Genomic DNA, 17,303 nt, shown 5'->3' on the forward strand with positions numbered 1-17,303 from the left:
CGAGGAAGGGCCGCCCCGAGGGACGGCCCTTCCCGCGACTCCGTCGGCCCGCGCTCCTCCAGAGGAGCCGGGCCGACGAGTGCTCAGTGCTGGCGGATCTTGTCGATCAGCTTCCCGCCGAGGTCCTTGACCTTGTCGGTGATGGGGGTGCTCGACTTCGGGCGCTCGGTGACGGTGAACGGCAGGGTGATCGCCTTGCCGGTCTGGTCGCCGGTCGCCGTGACGCTGTAGTCGCCGGGCGTGGTGGGCGCCTTCGCCGTGACGGTGAGGCCGCCGCCGGCGAGGTCGCGGGTCGCGGTGCGGTCCGTGAAGAGGGGCGCGGAGCCGATCAGCTGCGTGTCCCCGTTGAAGCCCTTCGCGGTGAGGGTGACGTCGGCTCCGGGGGCGAACGACGAGCCGGAGAGCTCGGCGGTGGCTCCGAAGCTCATCGAGCGGATGTCGCGGTCCACTCCGAGCGCGTTCGTGATGGTGAAGAACGTGTCGGTCTGGTCGGTGAGCCCGGCGACGTTCGCCGCGCCCGGTCCGTAGGCGGCGATGCGCAGCTGCGTTCCGGTGTGCTGCTGCGATCCGCCCTCGGCGGCGGTGCCGTACGACACCTTCATGGTGCTGCCGTCGGCGGTCTTCAGCGCGGTGCTGAGCGAGGTCGGCGGGGTGGAGTCGACGATCTGGCTGGAGTGGGCGTGGTCGGCGGTGACGATGACGAGGGTGTTCCCGTCCGCCTCGGCGAACGCGAGCGCGGCCTGGACGGCCTCGTCGAGGTCGACGGTCTCGCCGATCTGGCCGCACGCGTTCGCGGCGTGGTCCTGCTTGTCGATGCTCGCGCCCTCGACCTGGAGGAAGAAGCCCTTGTCGCCGGTGTCGAGGAGGTCGATCGCCTTCTCGGTCATGGAGCGGAGCGTCGGCTGCTCGGCCGGACGGTCGGGGTTCGCGACGCAGGTCTGCGGGGCGGCGTCCGCTCCGCCGACCGTCGCCGGGGTGGGCGCGTAGCGGACGGGCAGGTTGCCGGAGTTGAACAGTCCGAGCACGGGCGCGTCCTGGTCGGCGACGGCCAGCGCGTCGAGCTGCGCGGCGGTGGCGGCAGTCGTGGCGTCCCCGAGCACCTGGAAGCCGCGCTCCGCGGCCTGCTGGAACAGCGGCTCGCCGCTCCAGTCGCCGGCGCGGGCGACCTGCGCGAAGCTGGCCGAGCCTCCGCCGAGGGTCAGGTCGGCGCGGGTGTCGAGGATCTGCTCGCTGATCGAGCCGAGTCCGCCGTTCTCCAGCGCGTCGTCGCCGCAGCTCGCGCTGTCGGGTCCGTAGCAGCTGCGGGCGTCGACGTGGGCGGCCTGCACGGCCGGGGTGGCGTCCTGGATCTCGGCGGTGGTGACGTTGCCGGTCTTCAGGCCGTTCGCCTTCGCGATCTCGAGGAGGGTGTCCTTGCGCTGCTGGTCGATGTCGACCGAGATGGCGTTGTCGTAGGTCTTGGTGCCGGTGGCCCAGGCGCTGCCGGTGGCGGCGGAGTCGGGCACGTAGTCCGGGGCGCCCTTGACGGCGCCCGTCGCCGGGTCGTCCGCGCGGTAGAGCGAGTAGGTCGTGTACTGGCCGGTGATCGGCAGGGCGTCGATCCCGGGGAAGCGGCCGGCCGCTCCGTACTGGTAGTTGCGAGCGACGGTGATCTCCGAATCGCCCATGCCGTCCCCGATGAGGAGGATGACGTTCTTCGCGTCCTGCTCCTTCACCGCTGCGCGCAGCGAGTCGGAGAGGTCGGCGTCGACCGGGGAGATGCGGGCGGCTCCGCCGGTGGCGGAGAGGTCGGCGGCACCGACAGCAGTGGCGGCGCCGGGTGCGGCCAGTGCGGCGGCGCAGACCAGAGCAGCGGCCGAGAGGGCCAGAGCGGAGCGTCCGCGGTTCGCGGAGCGGAACAGTCGTGTCACGTCGTGGACTCCTTGAGAGGTGAGACCCCGGAAAGGGGCACGCTCATCTCACTCCGGATCGCCCCGTCGGTGGGTGAACGGTGATGCATAGCTGAGTGAACTTTCCGACGAGGGCTCTCGGCCCTGGCGGCCCGCCGGAGCGTCCTGCCGACCGGCGCTCACCGGGAGCGTCGGTCGGCAGGGGCGCGGTCGCCGGGAGCCTTTCGGGTCAGCGCTGGACGAGCGGGACGGCGATGTCCGTGACGTTCGCGCCGATGGCGCCGAGCGGAGTCGCCGTGCCGTTCAGCAGTCCGATCTCGTAGAGCGACCCGTTGACGGCGGCGAGGCCGACCGAGCCGATGGAGCTGCCGTTGCGGAGGACGGAGTAGATGTCGAAGCCGGTCGCACCCGCTGCGTCGAGGCCGAGCTTCCCGGTCGGCGCCAGGGTGCCGGCGTTGGCCGGGGACTGGATGGCGATCTGGTCGAGGGCCGTGTCGAGGACGAACAGGGTGGTCGCGCTGTTCGCGTCGAGGTCGTTGTTCGTGTACGCGGCCCCGGCGACACCGGTGGCCACGGCGGGCGCGGCGTAGCTGAGCGTGCCGTCGGCGACCGTCGCGGCGCCCGCGGTGGCGAACGGCTGACGGAGGTTCTGGCCCGTGTCGCTGACCACTCGGAGCGCGTTGGCGGCGGGGTTGAAGTCGACGCCGAAGGAGGTGCCGCTCAGCGCCACGGTGAGACGGGTCACCTGGGTGGCCACACCGGTGGACGGGTTGATGGAGTAGACGCCGGCGCTCGCCGCGTTGTCGCCGACGCCGTAGAGGGCGCCGTCCTGGACCCGGTAGTCGATGCCGATGAGCGCGGTGTCGCCGCCGGTGAGGCCGGTGACGGCGACGCGGTTCGTGACCTTGCCGGGCTTGGTCGGGTTGAACTGCACGAGCTTCGTGCCGCCGTCGGAGAGTCCGACGACCCGCAGCTTCGCCGCCACGGAGCGGACCGCGTTGATCAGGTTCCTGTCCGACGCGCTGCTGGAGTCGCTGGTCGCCGCGGCGGGAGCGACGCTGCTCGCACCGGCGAGCACGGGTGCCACCGCCATCACGCCCGCGACGGCGACAGCTGCGATACCGACTCTGATGTTCCTGGTCATCGTGCACTCCTCGAGACTTGCGGTCGCCGGAGATCGGCGGCTCGGAGGGGGATACCGTCCGGAGCGCGCGAGCGTTCATCCGATCCGGAGATCCGTGCCCCGTCACTCCCGAGAGCCGTCGGCGAACCGGCGGAGCGCGGCCGCGTAGCGGTCCGGGTCCCGGTGGTCGCTGTCGGTCAGGAGCAGCACCGAGCCGGAGACGGCGCGCGTGTACTCGCCGCGGCAGGGGAGGGTGACCACCGTCCTCAGTCCGGCCTTCCAGGCGGGGACGAGGGAGCCGAGGCAGCGCCGCTCGGGGGCGGCGTCCAGCGGGACGTCCCGCGCGTCCATCCGGGTGGACCGCAGCTCGTCGTGCCAGGCGCGGAAAGGCGCTCCGAGGGAGTCGTCGCCGAAGCGCTCCCGCCAGCCGGGGCCGCGCGCGAGGTCGAGGAGGCGTGCGCGCTCGGGCGATCCGTCGGCGGTGCTGGAGAGCTGCCGGAGGAGCGGGCCGGTCTCGACCGCCAGATGCTCGACGCAGTCCTGCCACAGCTGAGGCCAGGCGCGCTGCTCGTCGGCGCCGGGCTCCGCCGACCCGACCCGTTCCGGGGACCGCTCGAGCGGCGGCGGCCCGTCGCCCGCCGGAGTGAAGCCCCACGCTTCGCGGATCCAGAGGAGCTCGAGCAGCGCCGCGGGGTTGTCCTCGACCGTGATGACCATCTCCGACGGCCAGGGGTCGCCGGGAAGAGGACGGGATGCGCGCATGAGAGGAGCTCCTTCCGAGAGGATGAGGTCGGATCGTGCCGGAGAAGGCTCCAGGGAGGCTGGGCTCGCGTCGGCCGACGCGCCACTCCTCCCGGCGACCGGCGGCATCGCCGATGATCGTCTCCGCTGGCCGTCCAGGACGGCGCCGAGCGCCTCCCGAATGTCGGTGCCCCCGACCTACACTCGGACGCGTTCGAACACATGTTCGATGCGACGAGGAGGGAGCCGACCATGGGCGTGACCGTCGTGGAGCGCATCGCGACTCCGGCCTCGGACACCGTCGCCGTCACCTTCCTCGTCACCAGCGAGGCCGTGGCGGCCGGATTCCCGTCGCCGGCGCAGGACTACTTCGACGGGTCCCTCGACCTCAACGACCACCTGATCCGCGACAGGACGTCGACGTTCATCGTCCGTGTCTCGGGCGAGAGCATGGTCGGCGCGGGCATCAGCGACGGCGACGAGCTCGTGGTCGACCGGTCGATCACGCCGACGCACGGGAGCGTGGTCATCGCGATCCTCGACGGCGAGCTGACCGTCAAGCGCCTCGAGCTGCACTCCGGGGGAGTGGTCCTGCGGGCCGAGAACCCGGAGTACCCGCCGATCCACGTCGCCGAGCTGAGCGACCTCCAGGTGTGGGGCGTCGTCACCGTCTGCCTCCACCGGCTGCACCGTGCGCTCTGAGCGGCGCATCGCCCTGGTCGACGTGAACTCGTTCTACGTCTCCTGCGAGCGGCTGTTCGATCCGAGGCTCGCGGGCCGGCCGGTCGTCGTCCTCTCGAACAACGACGGCTGCGTGGTCGCCCGCTCCGACGAGGTGAAGAGGCTCGGGATCGAGAACGGCACGCCTTGGTTCCAGATCGAGCCGCTCATCCGCTCCGGTCGCCTCCCGGAAGTGATCGCCCGATCGAGCAACTACGAGCTGTACGGCGAGCTGTCCGCGCGCGTCATGGAGCTGCTGGGCCGCTACTCCGCCTGGCAGGAGGTGTACTCGATCGACGAGTCCTTCCTCGGCGTCGACGGCGACGTGGCGGAGCGGGCGAAGATCGGCCGGGCGATGCGGGCGGCCGTCGCGAAGAACGTCGGGCTGCCCGTCTGCGTCGGCTTCGGCCCGAGCAAGACGCTCGCGAAGTTCGTCAACAAGGGCGGAGCGAAGAAGCACCCGCGCCTGGGGGGCGTCTGCGACACCGACTGGTACACGCCCGAGCAGCTCGACGCGCTCATGGCCTCGCAGCACGTCACCGAGCTGTGGGGAGTCGCCGGCCGCACAGGGAAGCGCCTCGCGGAGCTGTCCATCCACACCGTCCGCGACCTCCGCGACGCGGACCCCGCGCTGATCCGCAAGAAGTTCTCGGTCGTCCTGCAGCGCTCCGTCTACGAGCTGCGCGGCGTCGACTGCATCCCGCTCGAGGCCGCCCGCACCGTCCGCGACCAGCTGATCTTCTCCCGGTCGTTCGCCACTCCCGTGACGACGATCAGCGACATGGAGCAGGTGCTCTCCGTCTACGCGCAGCGCGCCGCCCACCGCCTCCGCGCGCAGGAGTCGGTCACCAGGACGATGAGCGTGTTCGCGTCGACGTCGCCGTTCGCGGACGCGCCGTACGAGTCCGCCGGCGGCCTGGCCGGCTTCCCCGTTCCCACGGACGACCCGGTGGCGATGGTGAGGGCCGCGATCGGCACCCTGCGCCCGCGGCTGCGGGAGGGCGCGCGCTACGTGCGGGCCGGCGTCATCCTCACGAACCTCTCACCGCGGAACTCCCACGCGCTGCTCGAGATCTTCGACACCGCCTTCGACACGAAGGGCCTCGGCGCCACCATCGACGCCGTGACCAAGCGCCACGGCCGGTCCGCGGTCGGCCTCGGGCTGGCGGGCATCCGCACGGGGCCGGTGTGGACGATGAAGCGCGACGCCCTCTCGCTCCGGGCGACGACGCACTGGGGCGAGCTGGCGACGGCCCACGCGCGGTGAGCCCGCCGGCGGGGAGATCGGGTCATCCGACGCGTAGGCGCCCGGGGCGCTCTCGGGCAGGCTCGTCGCCATCGACGAGTGTCGGTGCGGGGACGGCGGGAGGACCCATGGCCGAGAGCTGGCAGGACGCGTCGGTGCGGGGCGTCGCGATGATCGAGAACGAGCTGGTCGTGCGCGACTTCCTCGAGGTGTGGAGCGCTCGCGACAGCCGCCAGCTCATCCCGTTCCTGCATCCGGAGGTCGTCTACAGCGCGTCGAGCTCGCAGGAGATCGCGGGGCGGGCGCGGGTCCTCGAGATGTGCGACGAGGTCCACCGGGCGTTCACCGAGATCCGGATCGCCCTCGTCACGATCGCCGTCGCCGGCAGCGTCGTCCTCACCGAGCACGCCCTGCACCTCCGCTCGGACACGGGGGAGGGCCACTGGCTCCGCTGCTTCGGGAGCTACGAGCTCCGCGGAGAGCAGATCGTCACCTGGCGGCAGCTCCATGGCTGAGGGCCTCGCGTGACGGCGGTGACCGGGCCCGCGCGACTGCGGCTCGCCCTGGTGCTGCTGGCCATCGCCTCGGGCGCGACCGACGCGTTCGCGTTCCTCCTGCTCGGCGGCATCTTCACCGCGAACATGACGGGCAACCTGGTGCTGCTGGGGCTGTACCCCCGCTCCGCCTGGCTGACGACCGCGGCCGGAGCGGTCACGGCGATCGTCTTCTTCGCCGGAGCGGTCTACGCCGGGTTCCGCACGACCCGGGCGCGCACGCCGTCGACCGGCGACGGGAGACGTCCGCTCCGCTCGATCGCGCTCGTGGGGGTCGTCCTGCAGCTCGCCGTCGCGGTCGCCTGGCCGACGGTGCAGAGCGGAAGGTCGCTGCTCGTCGACTGCGCGTTCATCGCGACCAGCGCGACGGCGCTCGGGCTGCAGACCGTGCTCGCGAAGCGGATCTCCGGCGCCGCCGGCCTGACGACGACGTTCGTCACGGGCACGCTCACGAGCCTGATGCAGGAGCTCGCCGAGCGCTCGTCCGGGTCGAGGACCCTCCAGGCGCTCATCGTCGCGAGCCTCGCAGGCGGGGCGGTCGTCGGAGCGGCGACCGTGACGCTCGCTCCGGCCTGGGCCCCGACGCCGGCCCTGGTGCTCTCGGCGGTCGCCGTCGTGCTTCTCTTCGCGCACCGCGCGCGAGCCGTGCCCGCGGGAGCGGAGCCCGGGGCCCCGCGTCCCGCGTGACCGGGATCAGGCGTCGAGCGCCCACTTCGGCCGGACCCAGTGGCAGGTGTAGCCGCCGGGGTGCTTGCGCAGGTAGTCCTGGTGCTCCTCCTCGGCGTCCCAGAACTCGCCGGCGGGCTCGACCTCGGTGACGACCGGTCCGGGCCAGCGGCCCGACGCGTCGATCTCGGTGATCGTCTGGCGCGCGACCCTCTCCTGCTCAGGCGAGAGGAAGAGGATCACGGAGCGGTAGGCCGTGCCGATGTCGTTGCCCTGACGGTTCTTCGTCGTCGGGTCGTGCACCTGGAAGAAGAACTCGAGCAGGTCGCGGTAGGAGAGCTGCTCGGGATCGAACTCGATCTCGACCGCCTCCGCGTGGTCGCCGTGGTGGCGGTAGGTCGCGTTCGGCGTGCTGCCGCCGGCGTACCCGGCGCGGGTGCTGAAGACGCCCGGCATGTCGCGGATGAGCTCCTGGAGCCCCCAGAAGCATCCGCCCGCGAGGATCGCGCGCTCCTCGGCCATCAGACGCCTGCCTTCGTGTCGTGCGCGGACTCGCGCGGAGAGATCATCATGCGGGCAAGTCCATCACGACCGGGGACGTCGCGGCGAGCGTCGGACGACTCTCGGAGCAGACCGTCGGCGGGGGAGCGGGGCGTGTCCCGCCCGAGCGCTCCGTCACTGCGATCGGTACGCCGCCGGAGATGCACCGGTGGGAACGAGTCATCTGACCGGGTCGCTCCGGGTGCCCCCGTTCCTACGCTCGTCGGTACAACCGAGGAGAGAGCGGAGCCGACCATGGAGCAGCCGAACGTCGAGACGCGCAGTGCACGGCGGGTGATCGAGACCCTGACCGCCAACGGCGTGAAGTACGTCTTCGGGATCCCGGGAGCGAAGATCGACGCGGTCTTCGACGTCCTCGCCGACGAGGGGCCGGAGCTGATCGTCTGCCGCCACGAGCAGAACGCCGCCTTCATGGCCGCCGCGGTGGGGCGGCTCACGGGCAGCCCGGGGGTCGTCCTCGTGACCTCCGGCCCCGGCACGACCAACCTCGCCACCGGCCTGCTCACGGCCAACACGGAGCAGGACCCGGTCGTCGCGCTCGCCGGGGCCGTGCAGCTCTCCGACCGCCTCAAGCGCACGCACCAGTCGATGGATGCGGCCGCCTTCCTCTCCACCGTGACGAAGTACACGGTCGAGTCGACGGATCCGGACGACGTCTCGGAGGCGGTCAGCAACGCCTTCCGCGCCGCCGTCACCGAGCCCCGAGGCGCCGCGGCGGTCGTCCTCTCGGCCAGCGTGATGGCCGCGCCGACCTCGCAGGTCATCACCCGGGCGGCCACGGGGCCGACGAGCGGTCCGGCGCGCGCCGAGGACCTCACCCACGCCGCCGACCTGATCAACACCGCGGAGCGGCCCGTCCTCCTCGTGGGACTCCGCGCGTCGGAGCCGGCGACCGTGGCGGCACTGCGGGTCCTGATCAGCGAGACGGAGCTGCCGGTGATCGAGACGTTCCAGGCGGCCGGCCTCGTCTCCCGCGAGCTCGAGGACCACTACCTCGGCCGCGTCGGCCTGTTCAAGAACCAGCCCGCCGACCTCGCCCTCGCCGAGTCCGACCTCGTCGTCGCGATCGGCTACGACGCCGTCGAGTACGACCCGGTGATCTGGAACAGCGACGTCGACCGCCGGATCGTCCACATCGACTCCGTCGACGCCCCGCTGGACAACCACTACCTGCCCGCGCTGGAGCTGAAGGGCGATCTCGCGCAGACCGTCGCGGCCCTCACGCCGCTCGTCTCCGGCCTGCAGCTCGACGAGGACGCGGCCGACCGGGTCGCCCGGCACCGGAGCGAGCTGGAGCGGATCGACGACGCGGCGCGGACGGCCGAGGCGGCTCCCGGGACCGTCGATCCCGCCCGCCTCGTGCTCCTGATGCGCGACCTGCTCTCGGACGACGCCACCGTGGCCTGCGACATCGGCTCGAACTACATCTTCATGGCCCGGCACTTCCGGGTGTACGAGCCCAAGCACCTGCTCTTCTCGAACGGGCAGCAGACCCTCGGCGTCTCCTTCCCGTGGGGCATGGCGGCGAGCCTCCTGCGCCCCGGGACCCCGGTGGTCTCCGTCTCGGGCGACGGAGGTTTCCTGTTCTCCGCGACGGAGATCGAGACGGCGACGCGGCTCGGCCTCTCGTTCACGCACGTGATCATGCGGGACGACACCTACGACATGGTCGGCTTCCAGCAGCTGCTGAAGTACGGCCGCAAGTCCGGGGTCCAGCTCGGCGACTACGACATCGAGAAGTTCGCCGCGGCGTTCGGCGCCACGGGCAGGAGGGTGAGCGGCCTCGCCGAGTTCGAGGAGGCCTTCCGCGCCTCCCTCGCCGAGCCGGGCGTCTCGATCATCGACGTCGCGGTGGACTACAGCCGCAACGTCGACATCGCCGCCCACCTGGTCGAGGACGCCTTCGAATGAGCACGCACACGGTCGACTCGACCGACGACTACGCGATCTACCAGAGCTCGACCATGGCCGCCCTGCTGGCCGGGGTCTACGACGGGGACCTGACGATCGGCGAGCTGCTCACCCACGGCGACCTCGGGCTGGGCACCTTCAACCACCTGGACGGCGAGATGGTGATCGTCGACGGCGTCTGCTACCACCTGCGCAGCGACGGCTCCGTCCAGGTCGCGGACGGCGACGACCGGACGCCCTTCGCCGCCGTGCTGCCCTTCCACGCGACCACGACGTTCACGGTGGAGGAGCCGACCGGTCTCGCCGGACTCACCCGGCTGATCGATGACGCGGTCGACGGCGGGAACATCCCCGTCGCCCTGCGGATCGACGGCCGGTTCACCGAGGTCCGCACTCGGACCGTGGGCGAGCAGACGGAGCCGTACCCGCCCCTGATCGAGGCGACCGCCCACCAGAGCGTCACCGGCATCGCCGACACCCGCGGCACGATCGCGGGCTTCCGCACTCCGCAGTTCGAGCAGGCCGTGTCGGTCCCCGGGTACCACCTGCACTACGTCGACGACGCCCGCGAGAAGGGCGGGCACGTCCTCGACGTGACCGTGGCCGAGGTGACGGTCTCGCTCACTACCGTCGCCGGACTGCACCTCGCGCTTCCGGAGACGGACCAGTTCCGCCGGGCGGACCTGGCGATGAAGGACATCGCGGCGCAGGAGGCGCGAGCGGAGGGGTGAGGCGGGCGGGACCTCCGGGGAGACGGGCCGGCCGCGACCCGTCTCCCCGGAGGCCGGTCAGGGCGCGAGCTCCTCGCGGACGATCGCTGCTCCCGCGCTCAGCGCGCTGAGCTTCCCCCAGGCGAGGTCGCGGGGCAGCGGTGCCATGCCGCAGTTCGTGCTCGGGAGGAGCAGGTCCGCGTCGACGAACCGGAGGGCGCGGCGCAGGGTGTCGGCGACCTCCTCGGGCGTCTCGACGGTCCCGCTCGCCACGTCGATCGCTCCGAGCATGACCTTCTTGCCACGGACGAGCTCGATCAGCTCCATCGGCACGTGGGAGTGGTGGCTCTCCAGCGAGACGATGTCGAGCGAGGACTGCTGGAGGAGCGGCAACGACTCCTCGTACTGCCGCCACTCCGACCCGAGGGTCGCCTTCCAGTCGGTGTTCGCCTTGATCCCGTAGCCGTAGCAGATGTGCACCGCGGTCTCGATGCGGAGTCCCTCCGCCGCCCTCTCCAGCGCGGCCACGCCCCAGTCCTGCACCTCGTCGAAGAAGACGGTGAAGGCGGGCTCGTCGAACTGGACGATGTCGACTCCGGCGTCCTGGAGGGCTCGCGCCTCCTCGTTGAGGATGGTCGCGAACTCCCACGCCAGCTTCTCGCGGCTCCCGTAGTGCCGGTCGGAGAGGGTGTCGATCATCGTCATCGGGCCGGGCAGGGCCCACTTGATGGGCTGATCGGTCTGCTCGCGCAGGAACCGGGCGTCGTCGGCGAACACGGGCCTCTCGAGGCCCACGGCGCCGACGACGGTCGGCACGCTCGCGTCGTACCGGTCGCGGATGCGCACCGTCTCGCGCCGCTCGAAGTCGACGCCCGTGAGGTGCTCGATGAACGTCGTGACGAAGTGCTGGCGGGTCTGCTCCCCGTCACTGACGATGTCCAGGCCCCGGTGGTGCTGCTCGTGGACGGCGGCGCGCAGGGCGTCCTGCTTGCCCTCGGCCAGGGCGTCGCCGGTCAGCCGCCACGGGGACCACAGGGTCTCCGGCTGCGCGAGCCACGACGGCTTCGGCAGGCTGCCGGCGATCGAGGTGGGCAGGAGCGGGAGGGACGTCGAGGATCCGCGGGCGCTCATCGGACCGCTCCCGCGTACCCGGCGGCCCACTGCCGCAGCCGCTCCCCGTGCGGCTTCATGAGGTGCTCCTCTGCGAACCGCCCCTGCTCGACCGCGAGCCGACCGCGCTCCTCGCGGTCGTAGGAGACCGCGGGCCGCACGTAGTCCTGCTGCTCCAGGTCCGGCCGGTAGACGTCGGCGGCGGCCGAGCGCGCGCCGTAGATCTCGGGCCGGTAGATCCTCTGGAACGTCTCCATCGTGCTGATCGTGGCGATGAGCTGGAGGTCCGAGTAGTCCTCCAGCAGGTCGCCGCCGCAGTAGAACGCGAGCGGCGCCGTGCTGCCGGGCGGCATGAAGAAGCGGACCCCGAGGCCCATCTCCGAGAAGTACCGGTCGGTCAGCGAGAGCTCGTCCTGCCGGTACTCGACGCCGAGGATCGGATGGAGGGTCCCGGTGCGCCGGTACGTCCTGCTCGTCGAGACGCTGATGCAGATGACGGGCGGCGTCGACGAGAGCTCCGCGTACTGCGCGGAGTCCCGGAAGTGCTGGAAGAGCGCGCCGTGCAGGACGCCGAAGTCGTCGGGGACGGTGAAGCCGGCCTGCGAGGCGTTGACCGCCGGCAGCCGCACGCTGAAGTCGTGGTCGCGGAGGTAGGAGGAGAAGTTGTTCCCCAGTGTCCCCGGCTGACATCGGCCGGTGCGGCGGTCGAGGATCCGGGTGCGCAGGACCTCCAGCAGGGGGAACTCCCGGTCCTCGCCGTCCGTGGTGAGCCGCAGCCCGACGGAGACGATGTCGAGCCCGACCGTGTAGCGGCCGCGGCTCGGATCGTCGCCCGGCACGAGATCGTTCAACCGGTCGTCGATCATCCGCAGCGCGGTCCGGAGGTTCTCCCGGCGGCGCTCGCCGCGGGCCAGATTCGCGAAGTTGGTGGTGATCCGGGAGCTCCGGGCCGGCGAGTAGTCCTCGTCGAAGGGGGTGAGGGTGATGCTGAAGGCGGGTTCGTTCGTCATGATCGGCCGATCGGTAGGAGGGACAGGGGCGGGGGCACGATCAGTGCGGGTGGTCCTCGGTCAGCTTGAAGCCGAGTCGGCCGTGCGCGAAGGCGGCTCCGGCTCCGATGGCGGCCGCGACCCAGGCTGATTCGGCGAGCTCGGTCTCGGTCGCACCGGCGCGCACGGCGTTCTGGCCGTGGCCGTCGATGCAGTAGACGCACTGCTTGCTGATGCCCACGGCGTAGGCGATGAGCTCGCGGTACTTGAGCGGGATCTCGCGACCCTGCGGAGCGAAGACGGCGGTGTCGAAGGCGGTGAACGCCGCAAGGACGTCGGGGGTCTCCTTCTTGTAGGCGGCGGTGTAGCGGCGGTCGGCTGCGCGGTCGTAGTAGGCGTCGGTCATGGTCTTCCTTCGGAGGTCGGAGAGGGGGCGGAGGGGATGAGGTCACGGCCGGGCGGGGATCTCCAGGCCGAGGTTCTCCCGCAGGGTCGTGCCCTCGTACTCGGTGCGCAGCGAACCGCGCTCCTGCAGCAGCGGCACGACGCGGTCGACGAACTCGTCCAGACCACCCGGGTGCAGGTGCGATCCGAGGACGACCCCGTCGCCGCCTCCGCTCTGCACGAACTCGTCGAGACGGTCGGCGACCTGCTCAGCCGTCCCCACGTACTCCGTGCGGTCGAAGACGGTCTCGGCGAGACCGCGGAGGGTGAGGTCGCGCTCCTGAGCGAGCGCACGCCAGGCGCGCACGGTCCCCGCGCGATCACCGTGGATCAGTGCGCGGCCCTCGATCAGCGGCGGCGCCTCGAGGTCGGGCTCGAGATCGGGTACCGGCCCGTCGACGTCGAAGCCCGACAGGTCCCGGTTCCAGACCTGCTCGAAGAGCACCTGGATCGTGCGCGGTGTGAGTTGCTGATCGCGGATCCACCGCGCTCTCTCCTCCGCCTCCGCAGCGGTGCCGCCGAGGACGACGGCGGCTGACGGGAGGATCCGCACGGAGCCGGCCGGGCGACCCGCCGCCGCGACCCGGGCCGCGATGTCGCGCGCGAACTCGTGCGCCTCAGGTCCCCGGTGGTAGGGGGAGAAGATCACATCGGCGCTCGACGCCGCGAAGTCGCGACCCTGCGGAGAGACGCCCGCCTGCACGATCACCGGGCGGCCCTGCGGGCTGCGCGGCACGGTGAAACGGCCGGAGACGTCGAACTGGCTGCTCGAGACGGCGAACGACCCCGTCGACGAGTCGGCGAGGAACTCGCCGGAGGGGGCATCGGCTCGCACGGCGTCGGAGGTCCAGGTGTCCCAGAGCGTCGTCACCGCGCGAACGGCCTCCTCGGCACGGGCGTAGCGGTCGGCGCGGTCGAGGAAGCCGCCGCGGCGGAAGTTCGCGCCCGTGAAGGCGTCGAAGGACGTGACCACGTTCCACCCCGCTCGTCCGCCTGAGAGGTGGTCGAGGGTCGCGATCTGACGGGCGAGCTCGAAGGGCTCGTTGAACGTCGCGTTGAGCGTGCCGACCAGGCCGATGTGCTCCGTGACCGCGGCCAGCGCGGCGAGGAGCGGCAGAGTGTCCGGTCGTCCGGCGATGTCATGGTCGAACGGGCGCCCCGCGCGCTCCCGCAGTGCCAGACCCTCGGCGAGGAAGAAGTAGTCGAACCGCCCGCGCTCCGCGGTCTCTGCGACGCGGCGGAACGTCGAGAAGTCGACCTGGCTGCCGGCGTCGGGGTGCTCCCACAGGGTGTGCTCGTTCACCCCGCCCACGTAGGCGGCGAGGACGATCTGCTTCGGTCGCCGCGTCATGACTGCTCCTCGGAGGCGTAGCGGTTCGGGATCGACGTGGGCAGGCCCAGGGCTGAGCGGAGGGTGCGGCCCTCCTCCGTCCCGACGAGCAGACCGCGTCGGCGCAGCTCGGGCACGAGGTCGTCGGCGATCAGCGGCAGATCGGTGGCGAGAACCGCGGGTCGGAGGCGGACGCCGTCGTAGCCGAGCCGTGAGAGCTCGGCGATGCGGTCGGCGACGGACGCGGCCGACCCGGCGGCGACGGCGGCGTCGCCGGTGAGCGGTCGGCCGAGAGCGTCGAGGCGCGAGAGTCTGGCCGCGGCGGACTCCGCCGGGGTGTCGAGGACGACGACGAGGTCGGCGAGGACCCGCAGGCGCTCGCCCGTGCGCCCCGCCCCGCGCTCCGCCTCGGCGATCTCCTGGAGGATCCTCTCGGCGTCCGCTGCGTTCTGAGGCGTCGCGAACACGACGTCGGCCGAGCGCGCGGCGAAACGGTACGGGATGTCGGCGTGTGCGAGCGCGGCGACGACGGGCTGCCCCTGCGGCGGCCGGGGAGTGATCGCGGGGCCGCGCACCGAGAACCAGCGTCCTGCGAAGTCGACGCGGTGCACCTTGTCGGCGTCGAGGAAGCGATCGGTGGCGACGTCGCGGATCTCGGCGTCGTCCTCCCAGCTGTCCCAGAGTCTCCGTGCGACCTCGACGGCGTCGGCCGCCTCCTCGAAGAGCTCGTCGACGACGTCGCGGATCGCGGGGTCCTCGAGAAGGGGCGTGCCCGGCTCCGGCGGCACGATCGCCGCGATTCGTCGTCCGACGTGCGAGGCTTCGTCGACGCGTGACGACACCCTGACCTGCCAACCGCCCCGCCCCCGGCTCAGGTGGTCGAGCGTCGCGACGGCCTTCGACACGTGGAAGGGCTCCGTGTGCGTCACGGTGACCGTGGGCACGAGACCGATGCGGCTCGTGAGGGGGGCGACGTAGGAGGCGATCAGCAGCGCGTCGAGCCGGCCGCGGACCTCGTCGGTGCGGTCGTCGGCCAGGAAGGGGTCCGCCGATTGCAGGGCGAAGGAGTCCTCGATCGTCACGAAGTCGATCCCGCCGCGCTCCGCCCGCTGCACGATGTCCGCCCAGTACGCGCCGGTGAAGAGCGCGTCGGGACGGGCGCCAGGCTCGCGCCAGGACGCGGGGTGCCAGCCGGCGCCCTCGAGGGCGACGGCGAGGCTGAGGGGTGGGGCGGCGGTCATCGTGCTCCTCGGATCAGGGTGCCGGCTCGGACGAGCTCCTCGTCGTCGAGTGCGCGGAGGCGGCGCAGCAGCGCGCGCGCGACCTTGTCGTTCTCGCGGAACGACACCGCGTTCGTGCCCGGCCGGGAGAAGGCGCCGACGAACGGCGAGTCGGTGTACGGGCCGATCGCGTACCGGCGGCCGACGCGGCCTCCCGCCGTCGAGCGCAGCAGGGTGTCGTCCTGGTGCACGCGCAGCCTCCCGGTCGACAGGAGTGTGTCGCCGACGTCGACGAGGTCCTCGACCGCCGACCCCGACGCGACGAGCGCTCGCATCAGCGCGTCGTCACTCCTCGCAACGGACGTCCGGGGTAGGCGCGCGTCGACGAGAGCGTCAGCGAGGACGACCTGATCGGTCGCCCCGCCGCTCGCGACGAAGCGGCCCTCCTCTTCGGAGGTCTCCACACGGATGCCCGGGCCGAGGAAGTCGACGACGCCCGCGTCCGAGAGTGCGAGCAGCTCCTCGAGACGGTGCGCGGGCGGCCCGCTCGCGAGGAAGCTGAACCAGCCGAGCCACCATCCGTGCAGATCCTCGATCCGCGAGCGGGGCGTCCACCTCGCGGACGCGGTGAGATCGGCGACGAGGAAGTGGCTGCGCAGAAGCGCGAGGAAGAGCGCCATCGTGGCGCTGTGCTCCTGCCGGCTGCGCAGAGCCAGGTCGTCCCGGATGTAGGCGCGCACCGCCTCCTGCAGCGCCGAGCCGTCGGCGAACCGCACATCGGCGAACGGGCGGTCGAGATCGGGGAGGAGCAGCCTGTCGAGGCTGTCCGGCACAGTGTCCGCGACGAGCGCGGTCAGGGTCCGCGCATCTCCGAGGACCCGCTCGGCGTCGGCCCCGAGTGCGGGGAGAGCGTACCCCTGTCCCGCTTCGGGTCGCGGGCCGCGGGAGCCGGCGAGGACCGAGGCGCGCGGGTCGAGCCGCGAGAACACCTCCGAGAAGTGCGTCCAGTCGGTGCTCACCCGGTCGGGGTGCCCGGTGAAGAGCTCACGGTAGTAGCCCCAGAGCATCTCCTGGGCGATCAGGGGCCAGACGTCCTCGCTGAAGTCGAGCGGGCGGTGTCGCGAGCGCAGCTCCTCGACGACGGACGCCGAGAACCAGCGGGGCTCGGGCGCGGCTCCCTGGAGCGTCGAGCCGATCTTCGAGTGGTAGGGGACCCCGCGGCGGCTGCCGATCAGGATGCGCGGCTCACGTCCCGACGGGTGGTAGCGCAGTCCGCCGGCGTCGTCCCGTTCGAAGCGGCCGCCCCGGCCCTCGGTGAGCAGCACCAGGAGGTCGACCGCGACGAGGCCGAGGCCGCGCACGATCACGTCGTGTCCGGCGCGGAGGGATCCGAGGTCGGCGTCGGCCGTGAACGACGGCGGCAGGTAGGCGAGGCCGTGGCGCTCGGCGAACCCGGCCAGCCGGGTCTCGTCGACCGTCGGCAGAGCGCCGCTGTGCCCGAGCGAGAACAGGACCAGGTCCGCCTCGATCACGTCGCCGGAGTCGAGGACGACCCGCTGCGCACCGTTGTCGCGGCCGAGCACCTCGACGACGCGCGCCGCGTGCTCGCGGACCTCGACGTCAGGGCGGAGAGCGGCGAGCGCCTCCCGGTGGAACCAGCGCAGATAGAGGCTCTGCAGCCGGCGGGTGGGGAAGCTGTCGGCGCGGAGCCCGTCGAGCTCGCGGCGCACGGCTTCGTCGCCCTCTGCGAGCGCGATCCGGCCGGCCCGCACCGCCTCCGCCCACTCGATCAGCGAGGGTCCGGGGCGCACCGGCCCCTCGATCGTCGCGCTCGCGTCGGTGAACATCGTCACGTCGGCTGCGCGCGAGTTGAGCTTCAGCAGCGGCGACTGCTCGTAGCGCCAGATCCGGCCGGGGCCGACGGGGTACGGGTCGACGACGTGGACGACGAGCGCGGCCGGCCCGAGGGCGTCCTCGGCGGCGTTCGCGGCGAGGCGCTCGAGGACCCCGACCGCGCGGGGACCTCCCCCGACGATCACGAGGGAGCGGGTCCCGTCCGATGGCGCTGACATGCGTCCACGATGACCCT

Annotated in this window: 16 protein-coding genes; 6 read left to right on the forward strand and 10 right to left on the reverse strand. The window is 72.0% G+C overall.

The window, feature by feature from the left end; genetic code table 11:
• Positions 1-83: 83 nt before the first annotated feature.
• From phoA to C5C33_RS06905, 3 genes are all read right to left on the reverse strand, one after another.
• Complete coding sequence (phoA, locus tag C5C33_RS06895) at positions 84-1,910, reverse strand: alkaline phosphatase (protein ID WP_258069192.1); 1,827 nt, start codon at positions 1,908-1,910, stop codon at positions 84-86.
• A 208-nt stretch (positions 1,911-2,118) separates the two neighbouring features.
• The gene (locus C5C33_RS06900; protein WP_219813325.1) at positions 2,119-3,033 is read right to left on the reverse strand and encodes a DUF4394 domain-containing protein; all 915 of its coding nucleotides are present in this window, start codon (positions 3,031-3,033) and stop codon (positions 2,119-2,121) included.
• A 102-nt stretch (positions 3,034-3,135) separates the two neighbouring features.
• Entirely contained in the window at positions 3,136-3,774 is a 639-nt protein-coding gene (locus C5C33_RS06905) for a hypothetical protein (protein ID WP_104260755.1), read from the reverse strand.
• Positions 3,775-4,005: 231 nt separating this feature from the next.
• Between C5C33_RS06905 and C5C33_RS06910 the strand changes: the two genes are divergently transcribed.
• From C5C33_RS06910 to C5C33_RS06925, 4 genes are all read left to right on the forward strand, one after another.
• Positions 4,006-4,455: a LexA family transcriptional regulator gene (locus C5C33_RS06910; RefSeq protein ID WP_104260756.1), complete on the forward strand. Its 450-nt coding sequence runs from the start codon at positions 4,006-4,008 to the stop codon at positions 4,453-4,455.
• The gene (locus C5C33_RS06915; RefSeq protein WP_104260757.1) at positions 4,445-5,740 is read left to right on the forward strand and encodes a Y-family DNA polymerase; all 1,296 of its coding nucleotides are present in this window, start codon (positions 4,445-4,447) and stop codon (positions 5,738-5,740) included. Before C5C33_RS06910 ends, C5C33_RS06915 begins: the two co-directional genes overlap by 11 nt.
• 107 nt (positions 5,741-5,847) lie before the next feature.
• A complete protein-coding gene (locus C5C33_RS06920) occupies positions 5,848-6,234 on the forward strand; it encodes a nuclear transport factor 2 family protein (RefSeq protein ID WP_104247117.1) in 387 nt (128 codons plus the stop codon).
• Positions 6,235-6,243: 9 nt separating this feature from the next.
• The gene (locus C5C33_RS06925; RefSeq protein ID WP_104260758.1) at positions 6,244-6,960 is read left to right on the forward strand and encodes a YoaK family protein; all 717 of its coding nucleotides are present in this window, start codon (positions 6,244-6,246) and stop codon (positions 6,958-6,960) included.
• Positions 6,961-6,966: 6 nt separating this feature from the next.
• Here C5C33_RS06925 and msrA read toward each other — a convergent pair whose 3' ends face one another.
• Positions 6,967-7,461: a peptide-methionine (S)-S-oxide reductase MsrA gene (gene msrA, locus C5C33_RS06930; protein ID WP_104226547.1), complete on the reverse strand. Its 495-nt coding sequence runs from the start codon at positions 7,459-7,461 to the stop codon at positions 6,967-6,969.
• A gap of 273 nt (positions 7,462-7,734) precedes the next feature.
• On the opposite strand from msrA, the gene alsS reads away from it, so the two are divergent.
• A complete protein-coding gene (gene alsS / locus C5C33_RS06935) occupies positions 7,735-9,411 on the forward strand; it encodes an acetolactate synthase AlsS (RefSeq protein WP_104260759.1) in 1,677 nt (558 codons plus the stop codon).
• Positions 9,408-10,142, forward strand: coding sequence for an acetolactate decarboxylase (gene budA / locus C5C33_RS06940; protein WP_104260760.1), 735 nt, complete (start codon positions 9,408-9,410; stop codon positions 10,140-10,142). Before alsS ends, budA begins: the two co-directional genes overlap by 4 nt.
• A gap of 57 nt (positions 10,143-10,199) precedes the next feature.
• Here the strand turns inward: budA and C5C33_RS06945 are convergent, their stop codons facing one another.
• The 6 genes from C5C33_RS06945 to C5C33_RS06970 are packed head-to-tail and all read right to left on the reverse strand — an operon-like array spanning position 10,200 to position 17,286.
• On the reverse strand, positions 10,200-11,252 hold the full coding sequence (locus tag C5C33_RS06945) for a methionine synthase (RefSeq protein WP_104223328.1): 1,053 nt from the start codon (positions 11,250-11,252) through the stop codon (positions 10,200-10,202).
• Positions 11,249-12,241 carry a putative oxygenase MesX gene (locus C5C33_RS06950; RefSeq protein ID WP_104260761.1) on the reverse strand — a complete coding sequence of 331 codons (993 nt, stop codon included), beginning with the start codon at positions 12,239-12,241 and terminating at the stop codon, positions 11,249-11,251. Before C5C33_RS06950 ends, C5C33_RS06945 begins: the two co-directional genes overlap by 4 nt.
• A 40-nt stretch (positions 12,242-12,281) precedes the next feature.
• The gene (locus C5C33_RS06955; protein ID WP_104223293.1) at positions 12,282-12,626 is read right to left on the reverse strand and encodes a carboxymuconolactone decarboxylase family protein; all 345 of its coding nucleotides are present in this window, start codon (positions 12,624-12,626) and stop codon (positions 12,282-12,284) included.
• A 42-nt stretch (positions 12,627-12,668) separates the two neighbouring features.
• Positions 12,669-14,015: an NtaA/DmoA family FMN-dependent monooxygenase gene (locus C5C33_RS06960; RefSeq protein WP_104223292.1), complete on the reverse strand. Its 1,347-nt coding sequence runs from the start codon at positions 14,013-14,015 to the stop codon at positions 12,669-12,671.
• Complete coding sequence (locus C5C33_RS06965) at positions 14,012-15,235, reverse strand: LLM class flavin-dependent oxidoreductase (RefSeq protein ID WP_104260762.1); 1,224 nt, start codon at positions 15,233-15,235, stop codon at positions 14,012-14,014. Before C5C33_RS06965 ends, C5C33_RS06960 begins: the two co-directional genes overlap by 4 nt.
• Complete coding sequence (locus C5C33_RS06970) at positions 15,232-17,286, reverse strand: FAD/NAD(P)-binding domain-containing protein (protein ID WP_104260763.1); 2,055 nt, start codon at positions 17,284-17,286, stop codon at positions 15,232-15,234. Before C5C33_RS06970 ends, C5C33_RS06965 begins: the two co-directional genes overlap by 4 nt.
• Between the last annotated feature and the right edge of the window lie 17 nt (positions 17,287-17,303).

The organism is Rathayibacter sp. AY1H3 (assembly GCF_002932015.1).